This is a genomic window from Streptomyces sp. NPDC048825, assembly GCF_043198355.1.
Taxonomy (GTDB): Bacteria; Actinomycetota; Actinomycetes; order Streptomycetales; family Streptomycetaceae; genus Streptomyces; species Streptomyces xiangluensis.
In genome coordinates this window covers 201,684-216,435 of sequence record NZ_JBICUR010000004.1, presented here as the reverse complement: position 1 = coordinate 216,435, position 14,752 = coordinate 201,684, and the positions used below count along the sequence as shown (strand labels likewise).

Here is a 14,752-nt window from a genome sequence, read left to right as displayed (position 1 = left end):
GGTGCCCGGCGGACGTCAGAGCCGCTCGATGATCGTCACGTTCGCCTGACCGCCCCCCTCGCACATCGTCTGCAGGCCGAACCGGCCTCCCGTGCGCTCCAGTTCATGCAGCAGTGTCGTCATCAGCTTGACGCCTGTGGCACCCAGGGGGTGCCCGAGGGCGATCGCGCCCCCGTTGACGTTCACCTTCGCCGGATCCGCGCCCGTCTCCTTCAGCCAGGCCAGGACGACCGGAGCGAAAGCCTCGTTGATCTCCACGAGGTCGATGTCGTCGATGGTCAGGCCGGTCTTCTTCAGGGCGTGTGCCGTGGCCGGGATCGGAGCCGTGAGCATGCGGATCGGGTCCTCGCCGCGTACGGAGAGGTGGTGCACGCGCGCCCGGGGCGTCAGGCCGTGTTCGCGTACCGCCCGCTCGGAGGCCAGCAGCATCGCGGCGGCGCCGTCGGAGACCTGGGAGGAGCAGGCGGCGGTGATGGTGCCGCCGTCGATGACCGGCTTCAGGCCCGCCATCTTCTCCAGTGAGGTGTCCCGGCGCGGCCCCTCGTCGACCGTGACGTCGCCGTAGGCCACGGTCTCGCGCTCGAAGCGGCCCTCGTCGATCGCCCCGATCGCCCGCTGATGGGACCGCAGCGCGAACTCCTCCTGGTCGAGGCGGCTGATCCCCCACTTGGCGGCGATCATCTCGGCGCCGACGAACTGGTTCACCGGCTGGTCCCCGTACCGCGCTCGCCACCCCTCGCTCCCCGCGAACGGCCCTTCCGTGAGCCCCAGCGGCTCGGTGGCCCGCCCGGAGGCGAAGCCGATGGGGACCTGCGTCATGTTCTGGACCCCGCCGGCCACGACCAAGTCCTGCGTGCCTGACAGCACACCCTGCGCGGCGAAGTGCACGGCCTGCTGCGACGAACCGCACTGCCGGTCGACCGTCACCCCCGGCACCTCCTCGGGCAGCCCCGCCGCCAGCCAGCACGTCCGCGCGATGTCACCGGCCTGCGGCCCCACGGTGTCCAGGCAGCCGAAGACGACGTCCTCGACGGCGGCCGGGTCGACTCCGCAGCGCGCGACCAGAGCCTTCAGCACATGCGCGCCCAGGTCGGCGGGATGCACCCCGCTCAGGCCCCCTTTGCGCCGCCCGACGGGCGTACGGACCGCTTCGACGATGTAGGCCTCGGCCATGACAACTCCCCAGTCAAATCAAGTCGATCCAGGTGATCCAGTGCGATGTCGATCCAGTTCGGTTACGTACGTACTGCGATCCCGTCCAGCACCATCGACAGGTATTGCCGGGCGATCTCCTCGGGGCCATGCTGTCCGCCGGGCCGGTACCAGGACGCGGCGACCCACACCGTGTCGCGCACGAACCGGTAGGTGAGCCGTATGTCGAGGTCCTCCCGGAAGACCTCGGCGGCCACCCCCCGCTCCAGCGTGCTCAGCCATGCCTTCTCGAACTTGCGCTGCGAGTCGGCGAGGAACGTGAAGCGCTCCTGTGTTGCCAGGTGCTTGGACTCCTTCTGGTAGATGGCGACGGCAGCGCGATGCCGGTCGATCTCCCGGAAGGACTCGACGACCAGGGCCTCAAGCGTCTCCCGGGGCCCCAGCTCGGCATCCAGGACGGTGTCGTACCCGTCCCACAGCTCGTCCAGGAACGTCCGCAGGATCTCCTCCAGCATCGACTCCTTGGAGTCGAAGTGGTAGTAGAGACTGCCCGCGAGCATGCCCGCGTGGTCGGCGATCTTGCGGACGGTGGTGGCGTTGTAGCCCTGCTCGGCGAAGACCTCTGCGGCGGTGCCGAGAAGTTCACTGCGTCTGGCGGGCGAGGCGGTCACCTGGGGCTTCTTCTTCGTAGGCACGGTTCCATTGTCGTCCTAGGCGTGCTGGCTGCTGACGGAGACGACCTCGCCGGTCATGTACGAGGAGTAGCCGGACGCGAGGAACACGATCACGTTGGCCACCTCCCAGGGCTCGGCGTACCGCCCGAAGGCCTCGCGTTCGGTGAGCTCCTCCAGCAGTTCGGGGCTGGTGACCTTCACGAGGTGCGGGTGCATGGCGAGGCTGGGCGACACCGCGTTCACCCGCACTCCGTACTCGGCCGCCTCCATGGCAGCGCACCGGGTCAGCGCCATCACGCCCGCCTTCGCGGCGGCGTAGTGCGCCTGGCCGGCCTGGGCACGCCAGCCGACGACGGACGCGTTGTTCACGATCACGCCGCCGTGCCCACCCTCGCGGAAGGCCCTCAAGGCGGCGCGTATGCACCGGAAGGTCCCGTTCAGCGTCACGTCGAGCACCCTCGACCACTGCTCGTCCGTCATGTCGACGAGGTCCGAGGTCCCGCCGAGACCCGCGTTGTTGACCACGATGTCGAGCCGCCCGTGCAGCCGCTGGGCGGCGTCGAACAGCGCCTGCACCTGAGCCTCGTCGGTGACATCACAGGCGAGCGCCGCAACCCCCTCGAACTCGGCTGCCAGCTCCCCCTCGTACTCCTTCAGCCGCCGCGCGTGCGCGTCGCTGATCAGTACGCGCGCACCTTCCTCCAGAAACCGGCGTGCCGTGGCCCCGCCTATCCCCGCGCCCGCGGCAGCCGTGATGACGGCCGTACGCCCCTTCAGCAGCCCGTGCCCGGGCACGTACGCCGGACCCTCGACGTCTGTCATGAAGCCACGCTAACCTACCAAACACTTGTTAGGGAAGCCCGTTTTCGCTTCGAGGAGCCTCGATGGACTCCGAGGAACTCCGAGGAAGGTGACCGTGGACCTGAACCACTCCCCCGCCGACGAGGCGTTGCGCGCCGAAGCCCGCGCCTGGCTCGCCGCGCACGTACCGCCCGCACCCCTCCCCTCCCTGGAGACCGAGGAGGGCTTCGCAGCGCACCGCGCGTGGGAGGCCGACCTGGCCGCGGACCGCTGGTCGGTGGTGTCCTGGCCGGTCGCGTACGGCGGCCGGGGCGTCGACATCCTCAAGTGGCTGATCTTCGAGGAGGAGTACTACGCGGCGGGCGCCCCCGGCCGCGTCAGCCAGAACGGCATCAGCCTCCTCGCCCCCACCCTCTTCGACCACGGCACCGAGGAGCAGCGCGCCCGGATCCTGCCGCCCATGGCATCCGGCGAGGTGATCTGGGCGCAGGCGTGGTCCGAGCCCGAGGCCGGTTCGGACCTGGCCTCGCTCAGGTCCAGGGCGGTGCGCACAGACGGGGGCTGGTGCTTGAGCGGGCAGAAGACGTGGTCGTCGCGAGCCGCGTTCGCCGACCGCGCGTTCGGCCTGTTCCGCAGTGAGCCCGACACCCCGAAACCCCACCAGGGGCTCACGTACGTGATGTTCGACCTGCGCGCGCCAGGCGTCACCGTCCGCCCCATAGGCCGCCTCGACGGAAAGCCGGCCTTCGCGGAAGTCTTCCTGGACGAGGTCTTCGTGCCGGACGAGGACGTGATCGGCGAGCCCGGCCAGGGCTGGCGGGTCGCCATGTCGACAGCGGGCAACGAACGCGGGCTGACCCTCCGCTCCCCCGGCCGTTTCCTCGCCGCTGCCGACCGGCTCGTCGACCTGTGGCGGGCGCACGGCGACCCTGCCGACACGGCCCTGCGCGACCGCGTGGCCGACGCAGTGATCGGCGCCCGCGCGTATCAGCTCTTCACATACGCCCACGCCTCCCGCTTCCTCCAGGGCGAGCCCCTCGGCCCCGAGTCCAGCCTGAACAAGGTCTTCTGGTCCGAGTACGACATCGCCCTGCACGAGACGGCGCTCGATCTGCTGGGCGCGGAGGGGGAGCCGGCGGACACCGACTGGTGCGAGGGCTACGTCTTCTCGCTCGCCGGTCCCGTCTACGCCGGCACCAACGAGATCCAGCGCGACATCATCGCCGAGCGCCTCCTCGGCCTGCCGAAGGGACGCCGCTGATGCGCTTCCTCCTCGACGACGAGCAGCAGGCCTTCGCCCGCTCGCTGGACGCGCTGCTGACGGCCGCGGACACCCCGTCGGCCATTCGGTCCTGGAGCGCCGGGGACCCCACGGCCGGGCGCGCGCTGTGGACCCGTATCGCCGAGGCTGGAGTCTTCGCGCTCGCGGTTCCCGAGGCGTACGAGGGAGTCGGGCCGCTGCCCGTCGAACTGGCCGTGGCCTTCGTGGAGCTGGGGCGGCACGCGGTGCCGGGGCCGCTGGTGGAGACGGTGGCGGCGGCCGTGCTGCTCACCGAGCCGGAGGCGGCCAAGCGGCTGCTCCCCGCGCTGGCGTCCGGCGAGGTGATCGCGACGTTGGCGCCGGAGGGCTCGTACGCCCTGGACGGTGACGTGGCCACGGTCCTCCTCGCGGTCGACGGCGAGGAACTGCGACTGGCCCCCGGGCACGGCCCGGTGCGTACGTCCCTGGACCCGGCCCGCCGCCTCACCCGCCTCGGCTCCGGCGGTGAACTCCTCGCCAGGAACCCGCCCCTTCCCCGCGCCCGCACCTGGGCCCGGCTCGCCACCGCCGCCCAAGCCCTGGGGGTGGGTCTCACCCTCCTCGACAGAACGGTCGCGTACGTCAAGCAGCGCACCCAGTTCGGCGTGCCCATAGGCTCGTTCCAGGCGGTCAAGCATCAACTGGCCGACGCGAAGCTCGCGTTGGAGTTCGCGCGCCCGCTCGTCTTCGGCGCCGCCCTGTCGATGGACCCGGCCGATGTCGCCGCGGCCAAGGTCACGGCGTGCGAGGCGGCGTACGCCACGGCGCGCACGGCACTGCAACTGCATGGCGCGATCGGCTACACCGCGGAGTACGACCTGTCCCTGTGGCTGACCAAGGCACGCGCCCTGCGAACCGCCTGGGGCAGCCCGGGCGAGTGCCGGGCCGTGGTGCTCGGCAGCGGGCTCAGTGGTGGTGGTCGCCGCTCGTGAGTTCCCGGTACTCCTCGGGGGTCGGTTTGGGGATGTGCGTGCCCGGCCCGTACATGACGCGGGCGAGCCGGGCGCGCAGCCGCTCCGTGGGTCTGACCTTCCGGACGACGCCGTTCGCGTCGACAGTCGGACCCACCTCGTACGGCGGGGCCTGCTCGTGCTGAGTGAGGGTGAACCGCTGGGCCTGCGAGATCGGCTCGTGCACCTCGATGAACTCGCCGTTCGGCAGCCGCTTGATGGTGCCGGACTCCCTGCCGTGCAGCACCTTGTCCCGGTCGCGGCGTTGCAGCCCCATGCAGATCCGTCTGGTGATGATGAAGGCGAGGACGGGCACCACGAAGAAGCCGATCCGTACGGCCCACGTGATCACGTTGATCGACAGATGGAAGCGCGTGGCCACGATGTCGTTGCCTCCGCCGATCAGCAGCACCCCGTACAGACTCAGCCAGGCCACGCCGAGGCCGGTGCGCGTGGGCTGGTTGCGCGGGCGGTCCAGGACGTGGTGCTCGCGTTTGTCGCCGGTGATCCAGGCCTCGATGAACGGGTACACGCCGATCGCCAGCATGATCAGCGGGAAGAGGGAGAAGGGGATGAAGACGCCGAGCGCCAGGGTGTGGCCGAAGGCGTTGATCTCCCATCCCGGCATCACCCGGATCAGTCCCTCGGAAAAGCCGAGGTACCAGTCGGGCTGGGCGCCGGTGGTGACCAGGTCGGCCCGGTAGGGACCGAAGGCCCACACGGGATTGATGGTCGCGACCGCGCCCATCACCGAAAGCGCACCGAAGACCAGGAAGAAGAAGCCGCCCGCCTTGGCCATGTAGACCGGCAGGAAGGGCATTCCGACCACGGACTTCTGGTCGCGTCCGGGCCCGGGGAACTGCGTGTGCTTGTGGTAGAAGACCAGGATCAGATGGGCGACCACGAGGCCGAGCATGATCCCGGGCAGCAGCAGGATGTGGATCGGGTACAGCCGGGAGATGATGTCGTCCCCCGGGAACTCTCCGCCGAAGAGGAAGAAGGAGAGATACGTCCCCACGACCGGTACCGACAGGATCGCGCCCTGGGCGAAGCGCAGGCCGGTGCCGGAGAGCAGGTCGTCGGGGAGCGAGTAGCCGGTCAGCCCGGTGATGATGCCGAGGAACAGCAGCGTCCAGCCGAACAGCCAGTTCAGCTCGCGCGGCTTGCGGAACGCGCCGGTGAAGAACACCCGCATCATGTGGATCAGCATCCCGGCGACGAACACGACCGCCGCCCAGTGGTGGATCTGGCGGATGAGGAGTCCGCCGCGTACGTCGAAGCTGATGTCGAGTGTGGACTCGTACGCCCTGGTCATGATGATGCCGTTCAGGGGCTCGTACGAGCCGTGGTAGACGGTCTCCGCGCTGCTCGGTTCGAAGAACAGCGTGAGGTAGACGCCCGTGATGATCAGGATGAGGAAGGTGTAGAGGCAGATCTCACCCAGCATGAAGGACGGGTGGTCCGGGAACACCTTGCGCATCTGGGCCTTGGCAAGCCCGTAGACCCCGAGCCGCCCGTCGGCCCAGTCCGCCAGCCGCTCGCCCTTGCCCGTCTGCACCGGCCTCCCGCCCGTACCGTGCCGGTCCGCCGATCGCGCGCCCATATGCCGCCTCTCGCCGCAGATCCTCCCAGAGTGACACGACGATCACACAAATCCAACGGGGTCGCGAGCGGTCTGTCAGTGAACGATCCCCCGGGCCCGGGCCGCCGACAGCCACTGCGGGAACTCGGCCACCAGACGGTCGTACAACTCACGGTCGGAGACCCGTCGCGGATCCGAACCTGCGTGGAAGAAGCCGGCGTTGTCGACGATCCGCTTACCCGGCACCGCCAGCTCGTCGAGCTTGCGGAGGAAGTCGAACTGCTTGCTCGTCGGGTCGCCGAAGCCGATGAACTGCCAGAAGAGGGGGAGTTTCGCGGCCTTGCACAGGTACCGCTCGGCGGCGAGCTTGTTGATCGGGCCGCCGTCGGTCTGGAAGACGACCAGGGCCGGGTCCTTGGAACCGCTGTCCAGGTAGTGGTCGATGACCGCGTCCATGGCCAGGTGGTAGCTGGTCTTGCCCATGTGGCCGAGGCCCGCGACGATCCGTTCGATACGGCCCTGGTGGTCATCGAGCGCGATGTCCGTCACCGCGTCGATGTCCGTGGAGAAGAACACCACGGGTACGGTCCCGTCGTCGTCGAAGTGCGCCGAGAGGCCCAGCACGCGGTCGGCGAGCGCCTGTACGCTGCCGTCCTTGTAGTACGGCTTCATCGAACCCGAGTAGTCGACGACGAGATAGACGGCGGCCCGCTGTCCGCTCAGCCCGTGCTCGGCGAGGCTCGCCCCCGCGCTCTTGTAGAGGGAGACCAGCGCGGGCGCCGTCTCCTCCACCTTTCTGAGGCTGATCCCGGCCAAAACGGCTCCTTCCGGTCATGCTCTGACCAGCTGAGCGTAGCTCGGGGAACCACTCGCCAAGTCCACTTGCGGCAGAACGTACTCTGAGCGCCATGAAGCGTGCTGGTTGCCTGCTATTCGCTGCGTTGCCCGTCTTTGTCACGGCCACGGTCTACTTCTTCACGCCCGGGGAGACGGAGTCGGACGGCTCCGGCTCCGGGGCAAAGCCGTCAGCTTCGCAGCCGACCGGGCGGGCGGCCGAGGATGCGCTGATCGCGGATCTGCCGCCCGGGCTTGCGGCACCTCAGAAGAAGGAACTCGCCAACAAGCTCGTGGCGAGTGCGGAGAACTCCACGCTGAACTGGCGCGACCAGTACGGCTATATCGAGGACATCGGCGACGGTCAGGGCTACACCGCGGGCATTGTCGGCTTCTGCACCGGCACGCACGATCTCCTCGTCCTCGTCGAGCGCTACACGAAGGAGCACCCGGACAACGGGCTCGCGCGCTATCTGCCCGCTCTGCGCAAGGTGGACGGAACGGACTCCCATGAGGGCCTGGATCCCGGCTTCACGGCTGCCTGGAAGAAGGAGGCGGAAGTGGCGGCGTTCCGCGAGGCCCAGAACGAGGTGCGTGACCGTATCTACTTCGAGCCCGCGGTGCGGCTCGCCAAGCTCGACGGTCTCGGTACGCTCGGTCAGTTCATCTACTACGACGCCATGGTCATGCACGGTCCCGGCATTGGTCCGAAGGGTTTCTACGGTCTGCGTGAGCGCGCCGTTTCCGAGGCGAACACGCCTGCGGAGGGCGGCAAGGAGAAGGCGTACCTCGACATCTTCCTGGACATCCGCCGCGCGGCGATGAAGTCCCGGAAGTCCCATCGCGACACGAGCCGTATCGATACGGCACAGCGGCGTTTCCTGTACGACGGGAATCTTGCCCTCGAGACTCCGCTGGAGTGGGCGATGTATGGAGAAACGTTCCGGGTGTCCAAGTAGCCGGTCGGGCGACTGCGGGGTTTTCGCGGGGGCGGAACACCACAACGCCCGCCCAGCGTCCGGTCGGGGACAAGGGGCGGGCGTTGTGTGTTCCGTACGCCTTTGTACGGGACGTTTCGGGGGGTGTCAGACCGCGAGTGCGCGGTCCGTCGGGCGGATGGGGGCCGGGAGGTCGCTCGCGCCCGTGAGGAAGCGGTCGACCCCGCGGGCGGCCGAGCGGCCCTCCGCGATGGCCCAGACGATCAGCGACTGGCCGCGCCCGGCGTCACCGGCCACGAACACACCCGGAACGCTCGTCTGGAAGTCACGGTCACGGGCGACATTGCCCCGCTCGTCGAGGTCCAGGCCGAACTGCGAGACCATCCCGTTCTCCTGGTCGATCCCGGTGAAGCCCATCGCAAGCGTGACCAGCTGAGCCGGAATCTTCCGCTCCGTACCCGGCTTCTGGTTCAGCTTGCCGTCCACGAACTCGACCTCGACAAGGTGCAGCCACTGCACGTTGCCGTCCTCGTCACCCTCGAAGTGGGTCGTCGAGACGGAGTAGACACGCTCGCCGCCCTCCTCGTGCGCGGAGGTGACCTTGTAGAGCATGGGGAACGTCGGCCAGGGCTGCCCGGCGTTCCGCTCGTCGCCCGGCCGCGGCATGATCTCCAGCTGCGTGACGGAGGCCGCGCCCTGGCGGTGGGCCGTGCCCACACAGTCGGCACCGGTGTCACCGCCACCGATGACCACGACGTGCTTGCCCTCGGCGGTGATCGGAGGCGACACGTAGTCACCCTCCTGCACCTTGTTGGCCAGCGGCAGGTACTCCATCGCGAAGTGGATGCCGTTCAGCTCACGCCCGGGGACAGGGAGGTCACGCGAGACGGTCGATCCGGCCGCGATGACCACGGCGTCGTACCGCTTGCGCAGATCCGTCGCCTTCATGTCGCGCCCGATCTCGATGCCCGTACGGAAGCGGGTGCCCTCCGCGCGCATCTGCTCGATACGGCGGTTGATGTGCCGCTTCTCCATCTTGAACTCGGGGATGCCGTAGCGCAGGAGGCCGCCGATGCGGTCCGCTCGCTCGTACACCGCCACCGTGTGGCCGGCCCGCGTCAGCTGCTGAGCCGCCGCCAGGCCCGCCGGGCCCGAGCCGACGACCGCGACCGTCTTGCCGGACAGCCGCTCCGGCGCCTGCGGGGCGACATCGCCGCTGTCCCATGCCTTGTCGATGATCGAGACTTCGACGTTCTTGATGGTCACGGCGGGCTGGTTGATGCCGAGGACGCAGGCCGACTCGCACGGGGCCGGGCACAGCCGCCCGGTGAACTCCGGGAAGTTGTTCGTGGCGTGCAGCCGCTCCGACGCCGCCGACCAGTCCTCGCGGTACGCGTAGTCGTTCCACTCGGGGATCAGGTTCCCCAGCGGACAGCCGTTGTGGCAGAACGGGATACCGCAGTCCATGCAGCGCGAGGCCTGCTTGGAGATGATCGGCAGCAGCGAGCCGGGGACGTAGACCTCGTTCCAGTCCCTGACGCGCTCCTCGACAGGACGGGTCCTGGCGACCTCGCGGCCGTGGTTCAGAAAGCCCTTCGGATCAGCCATTGGTCGCCGCCTCCATCATCTTCTCGGTGATCTCGGACTCGGAGAGCCCGGCTCGCTCGGCGGCGTCCTTGGCGGCGAGCACTGCCTTGTACGTACTGGGGATGATCTTGCTGAAGCGGTCCACCGACTCGGACCACTCGGCGAGGAGCTTCCCGGCGACCGTGGAGCCGGTCTCCTCCGCGTGCCGGCGCACCACGTCGTGCAGCCACTGCTTGTCGGTGTCGTCCAGCTTCTCGATGGCGCCGACGTTGCCGACGTTCACGTTGTCGCGGTTCAGGTCGATGACGTAGGCGATGCCGCCCGACATACCGGCCGCGAAGTTGCGGCCCGTCTCGCCGAGGACCACCGCGTGACCTCCGGTCATGTACTCGCAACCGTGGTCGCCCACACCCTCGGACACGACCGTCGCGCCGGAGTTGCGCACGCAGAACCGCTCGCCGCTACGGCCGCGGAGGAACAGCTCGCCGCCGGTCGCACCGTACGCGATCGTGTTGCCCGCGATCGTGGAGAACTCGGCGAGGTGGTCGGCACCCCGGTCGGGACGCACGATCACCCGGCCGCCGGACAGACCCTTGCCGACGTAGTCGTTGGCGTCGCCCTCCAGGCGCAGCGTGACACCGCGCGGCAGGAAGGCGCCGAAGGACTGGCCCGCCGAACCCGTGAAGGTGATGTCGATGGTGTCGTCGGGCAGGCCCGCGCCACCGAACTTCTTCGTCACCTCGTGGCCGAGCATGGTGCCGACCGTGCGGTTGATGTTGCGGATCGCGACCTGGGCGCGGACCGGCTGGGCGTCGGTCGCACCGGCCGCGGCCAGGGCGTCGGCGGAGAGCTTGATCAGCTCGTTGTCGAGCGCCTTCTCCAGGCCGTGGTCCTGCGCGATGACCTGGTGGCGCACCGCGCCCTCGGGCAGCTCGGGCACGTGGAACAGCGGCTCCAGGTCCAGGCCCTGCGCCTTCCAGTGGTCGATGGCACGCGTGACGTCGAGCGCCTCGGCGTGGCCGACGGCCTCCTCGATGGAGCGGAAGCCCAGCTCGGCGAGGAGCTCACGGACCTCCTCGGCGATGAACTGGAAGAAGTTCACGACGTACTCGGCCTTGCCCGTGAACCGGTCCCGCAGCGTCGGGTTCTGCGTGGCGATACCGACCGGGCATGTGTCCAGGTGGCAGACACGCATCATCACGCAGCCGGACACGACGAGCGGCGCGGTCGCGAAACCGAACTCCTCGGCGCCGAGCAGCGCGGCGATGACGACGTCACGGCCGGTCTTGAGCTGACCGTCGGTCTGCACGACGATGCGGTCGCGCAGGCCGTTCAGCAGCAGCGTCTGCTGGGTCTCGGCGAGGCCCAGTTCCCAGGGTCCACCGGCGTGCTTGAGCGACGTCAGCGGCGAGGCGCCCGTACCACCGTCGTGGCCGGAGATGAGGACGACGTCCGCGTGCGCCTTCGACACACCGGCCGCGACCGTGCCGACACCGACCTCCGACACCAGCTTCACGTGAATCCGCGCCTGCGGGTTCGCGTTCTTCAGGTCGTGGATCAGCTGGGCCAGGTCCTCGATGGAGTAGATGTCGTGGTGCGGCGGCGGGGAGATGAGGCCGACACCGGGGGTGCTGTGCCGGGTCTTGGCCACCCACGGGTAGACCTTGTGGCCGGGCAGTTGGCCGCCCTCGCCGGGCTTGGCGCCCTGGGCCATCTTGATCTGGATGTCGTCCGCGTTGACCAGGTACTCCGACGTCACACCGAAGCGGCCGGAGGCGACCTGCTTGATCGACGAACGGCGCGCCGGGTCGTACAGCCGGTCCGCGTCCTCGCCGCCCTCACCGGTGTTGGACTTGCCGCCCAGCTGGTTCATCGCGATGGCGAGCGTCTCGTGCGCTTCCTTCGAGATGGAGCCGTACGACATGGCGCCGGTGGAGAAGCGCCTGACGATCTCGCTGACCGGCTCGACCTCGTCGATGGAGATCGGCTGGCGGTCCGACTTGAAGCCGAACATGCCGCGCAGCGTCATCAGCCGCTCGGACTGCTCGTTCACGCGGTCCGTGTACTTCTTGAAGATGTCGTAGCTGCCGCTGCGCGTGGAGTGCTGGAGGCGGAAGACCGTCTCCGGGTCGAACAGGTGCGGCTCGCCCTCGCGGCGCCACTGGTACTCGCCGCCTATGTCGAGGGCGCGGTGCGCGGGCGCGATGCCGCTCGCCGGGTACGCCTTGGCGTGGCGGGCGGCGACCTCCTTGGCGATGACGTCGATGCCGACGCCGCCGATCTTGGTGGCGGTGCCGTTGAAGTACTTCTCGACGAAGGCCTGGTCGAGGCCGACGGCCTCGAAGACCTGGGCGCCGCGGTAGGAGGCGACGGTCGAGATGCCCATCTTGGACATGACCTTCAGAACGCCCTTGCCCAGGGCGTATATCAGGTTGCGGATGGCCTTCTCGGGCTCGATACCGGGCAGGAACGTCCCTGCGCGGACGAGGTCCTCGACGGACTCCATCGCCAGGTACGGGTTCACGGCCGCGGCGCCGTAGCCGATGAGCAGGGCCACGTGGTGGACCTCGCGGACGTCACCGGCCTCGACGAGCAGGCCCACCTGGGTGCGCTGCTTCGTACGGATCAGGTGGTGGTGGACGGCCGCGGTGAGCAGCAGCGACGGGATCGGCGCGTGCTCGGCGTCGGAGTGGCGGTCCGAGAGGACGATCAGGCGGGCGCCGTTCTCTATGGCGGCGTCGGCCTCGGTGCAGATCTCCTCGATACGGGCCGCGAGGGCGTCGCCGCCACCGCCGACCCGGTAGAGACCCGACAGCGTCGCGGCCTTCATGCCCGGCATGTCGCCGTCGGCGTTGATGTGGATGAGCTTGGCCAGCTCGTCGTTGTCGATCACCGGGAAGGGCAGCGTGACACTGCGGCACGACGCGGCGGTCGGCTCCAGGAGGTTGCCCGCGGGCCCGAGGGACGAACGCAGCGAGGTGACGAGCTCCTCGCGGATGGCGTCCAGCGGCGGGTTGGTGACCTGCGCGAACAGCTGGGTGAAGTAGTCGAAGAGGAGACGGGGGCGGTCGGACAGGGCCGCGATCGGCGAGTCCGTACCCATCGAACCGATCGGCTCCGCACCGGCCTTGGCCATCGGCGCGAGGAGGACGCGCAGCTCCTCCTCGGTGTAGCCGAAGGTCTGCTGGCGGCGGGTGACCGAGGCGTGGGTGTGCACGATGTGCTCGCGCTCGGGCAGGTCGGAGAGCTCGATCTCGCCGGCTTCCAGCCACTCCGCGTACGGGTTCTCGGCGGCGAGCTCGGCCTTGATCTCGTCGTCCTCGATGATGCGGTGCTCGGCGGTGTCCACGAGGAACATCCGGCCGGGCTGCAGCCGGCCCTTGCGGACGACCTTGGCCGGCTCGATGTCGAGGACGCCGACCTCGGAGCCGAGGACGACGAGGCCGTCGTCGGTGACCCAGTAGCGGCCGGGGCGCAGCCCGTTGCGGTCGAGGACCGCGCCGACCTGGATGCCGTCGGTGAACGTGACACAGGCCGGGCCGTCCCAGGGCTCCATCATCGTGGAGTGGAACTGGTAGAAGGCACGCCGGGCCGGGTCCATGGAGTCGTGGTTCTCCCACGCCTCCGGGATCATCATCAGCACGGAGTGCGGCAGCGAACGGCCGCCGAGGTGGAGCAGCTCCAGGACCTCGTCGAAGGACGCCGAGTCGGAGGCCTCCGGCGTACAGATCGGGAAGACCCGGTCCAGGTTCTCCTGCGGGCCGAACAGGTCGGAGACCAGCTGGGACTCGCGGGCGCGCATCCAGTTGCGGTTGCCCATGACCGTGTTGATCTCGCCGTTGTGCGCGACGAAGCGGTACGGGTGCGCGAGCGGCCAGCTCGGGAAGGTGTTGGTGGAGAACCGGGAGTGCACGAGCGCGATCGCGGAGGCGAAGCGGCGGTCGGACAGGTCCGGGAAGAAGGGCTCCAGCTGACCGGTGGTGAGCATGCCCTTGTAGACGATGGTGCGCGCGGAGAGCGACGGGAAGTACACGTCGGCCTCACGCTCGGCGCGCTTGCGCAGCACAAAGGCCTTGCGGTCGAGGTCGATGCCCTTGCTGACGCCGTCGCTCACGAAGATCTGCCGGAAGGCGGGCATCGTGGAGCGGGCGGTGGCGCCCAGCAGTTCGGGGGCGACCGGGACCTCGCGCCAGCCGAGGACGGTCAGGCCCTCGTCGGCGGCGATCGCGTCGATCCGCGCCACGGCGTCGGCCGCGTCCTGCTCGGGCAGGAAAGCGATACCGACCGCGTATGCACCGGCCTCGGGCAGCTCGAATCCGGCCACCTCACGGAAGAAGCCGTCGGGCACCTGGGACAGGATGCCCGCCCCGTCACCCGAGTCGGGCTCGGAACCGGTGGCACCGCGGTGTTCCAGGTTGCGCAGGACGGTCAGCGCCTGCTCGACCAGCGCATGGCTCGCCTCGCCGGTGAGGGTCGCCACAAAGCCGACGCCACAGGCGTCGTGCTCGTTGCGGGGGTCGTACATACCCTGCGCAGCAGGGCGAGCATCCATGAACGACCAGTTCTGGCCGTTCTCGGAATGCTGGGACGGCTGGCGCGGCGTACGCATCGGCTCTCCCGTCGTCGTCATGTGGCATATGCAGATTGCCGAGGGACGACGTTGGCCCTCTGCTGAGATCAAAATTTCGTGCAGGTTACATGATGGAGCGGTTCTCGGGAACCGGATACCGCGTTCCAACATGCGGACACCGCAGGTCGCGGTGGGGGTACCGCTCGTGGCGGTGGAATAAGGGGACCAACGGGGACAGATCCATGCCCGTCGGTCCGGGCACGCGGCGGGCAACGTCGCCCACCGCGCTGGTGCACAGCAGGCCTCATTGCCCGCAGCGCTTACGGCTCATGCCCAGTGGTTAAGGAATCGAAACCGCTGAGTA

The 14,752-nt window shown here is 69.0% G+C and carries 10 protein-coding genes; 3 read left to right on the top strand and 7 right to left on the bottom strand.

Annotation, left to right across the window (positions count from 1 at the left end; translation table 11 throughout):
- Nucleotides 1–15: 15 nt before the first annotated feature.
- The 3 genes from ACGFNK_RS12370 to ACGFNK_RS12360 all read right to left on the bottom strand — a co-directional run bounded on the left by ACGFNK_RS12370 (nt 16) and on the right by ACGFNK_RS12360 (nt 2,648).
- Nucleotides 16–1,173, bottom strand: coding sequence for an acetyl-CoA C-acetyltransferase (locus ACGFNK_RS12370; RefSeq protein WP_393414873.1), 1,158 nt, complete (start codon nt 1,171–1,173; stop codon nt 16–18).
- A 62-nt stretch (nt 1,174–1,235) separates the two neighbouring features.
- The gene (locus ACGFNK_RS12365; RefSeq protein WP_393414870.1) at nt 1,236–1,847 is read right to left on the bottom strand and encodes a TetR/AcrR family transcriptional regulator; all 612 of its coding nucleotides are present in this window, start codon (nt 1,845–1,847) and stop codon (nt 1,236–1,238) included.
- 15 nt (nt 1,848–1,862) lie between these two features.
- Nucleotides 1,863–2,648: an SDR family oxidoreductase gene (locus ACGFNK_RS12360; RefSeq protein WP_393414867.1), complete on the bottom strand. Its 786-nt coding sequence runs from the start codon at nt 2,646–2,648 to the stop codon at nt 1,863–1,865.
- Nucleotides 2,649–2,742: 94 nt separating this feature from the next.
- On the opposite strand from ACGFNK_RS12360, the gene ACGFNK_RS12355 reads away from it, so the two are divergent.
- Together ACGFNK_RS12355 and ACGFNK_RS12350 are read left to right on the top strand one after the other, a co-directional pair.
- Nucleotides 2,743–3,888, top strand: a complete 1,146-nt coding sequence (locus ACGFNK_RS12355; protein ID WP_393415554.1) for an acyl-CoA dehydrogenase family protein — start codon at nt 2,743–2,745, stop codon at nt 3,886–3,888.
- The gene (locus tag ACGFNK_RS12350) at nt 3,888–4,859 is read left to right on the top strand and encodes an acyl-CoA dehydrogenase family protein (RefSeq protein ID WP_393414864.1); all 972 of its coding nucleotides are present in this window, start codon (nt 3,888–3,890) and stop codon (nt 4,857–4,859) included. Before ACGFNK_RS12355 ends, ACGFNK_RS12350 begins: the two co-directional genes overlap by 1 nt.
- On the opposite strand, the gene ACGFNK_RS12345 is transcribed toward ACGFNK_RS12350, so the two are convergent.
- Both ACGFNK_RS12345 and ACGFNK_RS12340 read right to left on the bottom strand, forming a co-directional pair.
- Nucleotides 4,834–6,480 (bottom strand): cytochrome bc complex cytochrome b subunit, encoded by a 1,647-nt coding sequence (locus tag ACGFNK_RS12345; RefSeq protein ID WP_393414861.1) that lies wholly within the window; start codon nt 6,478–6,480, stop codon nt 4,834–4,836. The two genes, ACGFNK_RS12350 and ACGFNK_RS12345, sit on opposite strands and share 26 nt — an antisense overlap.
- Before the next feature lie 75 nt (nt 6,481–6,555).
- Nucleotides 6,556–7,275 carry a vWA domain-containing protein gene (locus ACGFNK_RS12340; RefSeq protein ID WP_393414858.1) on the bottom strand — a complete coding sequence of 240 codons (720 nt, stop codon included), beginning with the start codon at nt 7,273–7,275 and terminating at the stop codon, nt 6,556–6,558.
- A gap of 92 nt (nt 7,276–7,367) precedes the next feature.
- Between ACGFNK_RS12340 and ACGFNK_RS12335 the strand changes: the two genes are divergently transcribed.
- Nucleotides 7,368–8,252 carry a chitosanase gene (locus ACGFNK_RS12335; RefSeq protein WP_393414855.1) on the top strand — a complete coding sequence of 295 codons (885 nt, stop codon included), beginning with the start codon at nt 7,368–7,370 and terminating at the stop codon, nt 8,250–8,252.
- A gap of 126 nt (nt 8,253–8,378) precedes the next feature.
- Here ACGFNK_RS12335 and ACGFNK_RS12330 read toward each other — a convergent pair whose 3' ends face one another.
- Together ACGFNK_RS12330 and gltB are read right to left on the bottom strand one after the other, a co-directional pair.
- Entirely contained in the window at nt 8,379–9,839 is a 1,461-nt protein-coding gene (locus ACGFNK_RS12330) for a glutamate synthase subunit beta (protein WP_393414853.1), read from the bottom strand.
- The gene (gene gltB, locus ACGFNK_RS12325; RefSeq protein ID WP_393415552.1) at nt 9,832–14,427 is read right to left on the bottom strand and encodes a glutamate synthase large subunit; all 4,596 of its coding nucleotides are present in this window, start codon (nt 14,425–14,427) and stop codon (nt 9,832–9,834) included. Before gltB ends, ACGFNK_RS12330 begins: the two co-directional genes overlap by 8 nt.
- Nucleotides 14,428–14,752: the final 325 nt, after the last annotated feature.

What these genes read in the sequence shown, in the direction of transcription:
- ACGFNK_RS12370 (WP_393414873.1), bottom strand. Translation starts at nt 1,173, where the DNA reads ATGGCCGAGGCCTACATCGTCGAAGCGGTCCGTACGCCCGTCGGGCGG.
- ACGFNK_RS12360 (WP_393414867.1), bottom strand. Translation starts at nt 2,648, where the DNA reads ATGACAGACGTCGAGGGTCCGGCGTACGTGCCCGGGCACGGGCTGCTG.
- ACGFNK_RS12350 (WP_393414864.1), top strand. Translation starts at nt 3,888, where the DNA reads ATGCGCTTCCTCCTCGACGACGAGCAGCAGGCCTTCGCCCGCTCGCTG.
- ACGFNK_RS12345 (WP_393414861.1), bottom strand. Translation starts at nt 6,480, where the DNA reads ATGGGCGCGCGATCGGCGGACCGGCACGGTACGGGCGGGAGGCCGGTG.
- ACGFNK_RS12335 (WP_393414855.1), top strand. Translation starts at nt 7,368, where the DNA reads ATGAAGCGTGCTGGTTGCCTGCTATTCGCTGCGTTGCCCGTCTTTGTC.
- ACGFNK_RS12330 (WP_393414853.1), bottom strand. Translation starts at nt 9,839, where the DNA reads ATGGCTGATCCGAAGGGCTTTCTGAACCACGGCCGCGAGGTCGCCAGG.
- gltB (WP_393415552.1), bottom strand. Translation starts at nt 14,427, where the DNA reads ATGCGTACGCCGCGCCAGCCGTCCCAGCATTCCGAGAACGGCCAGAAC.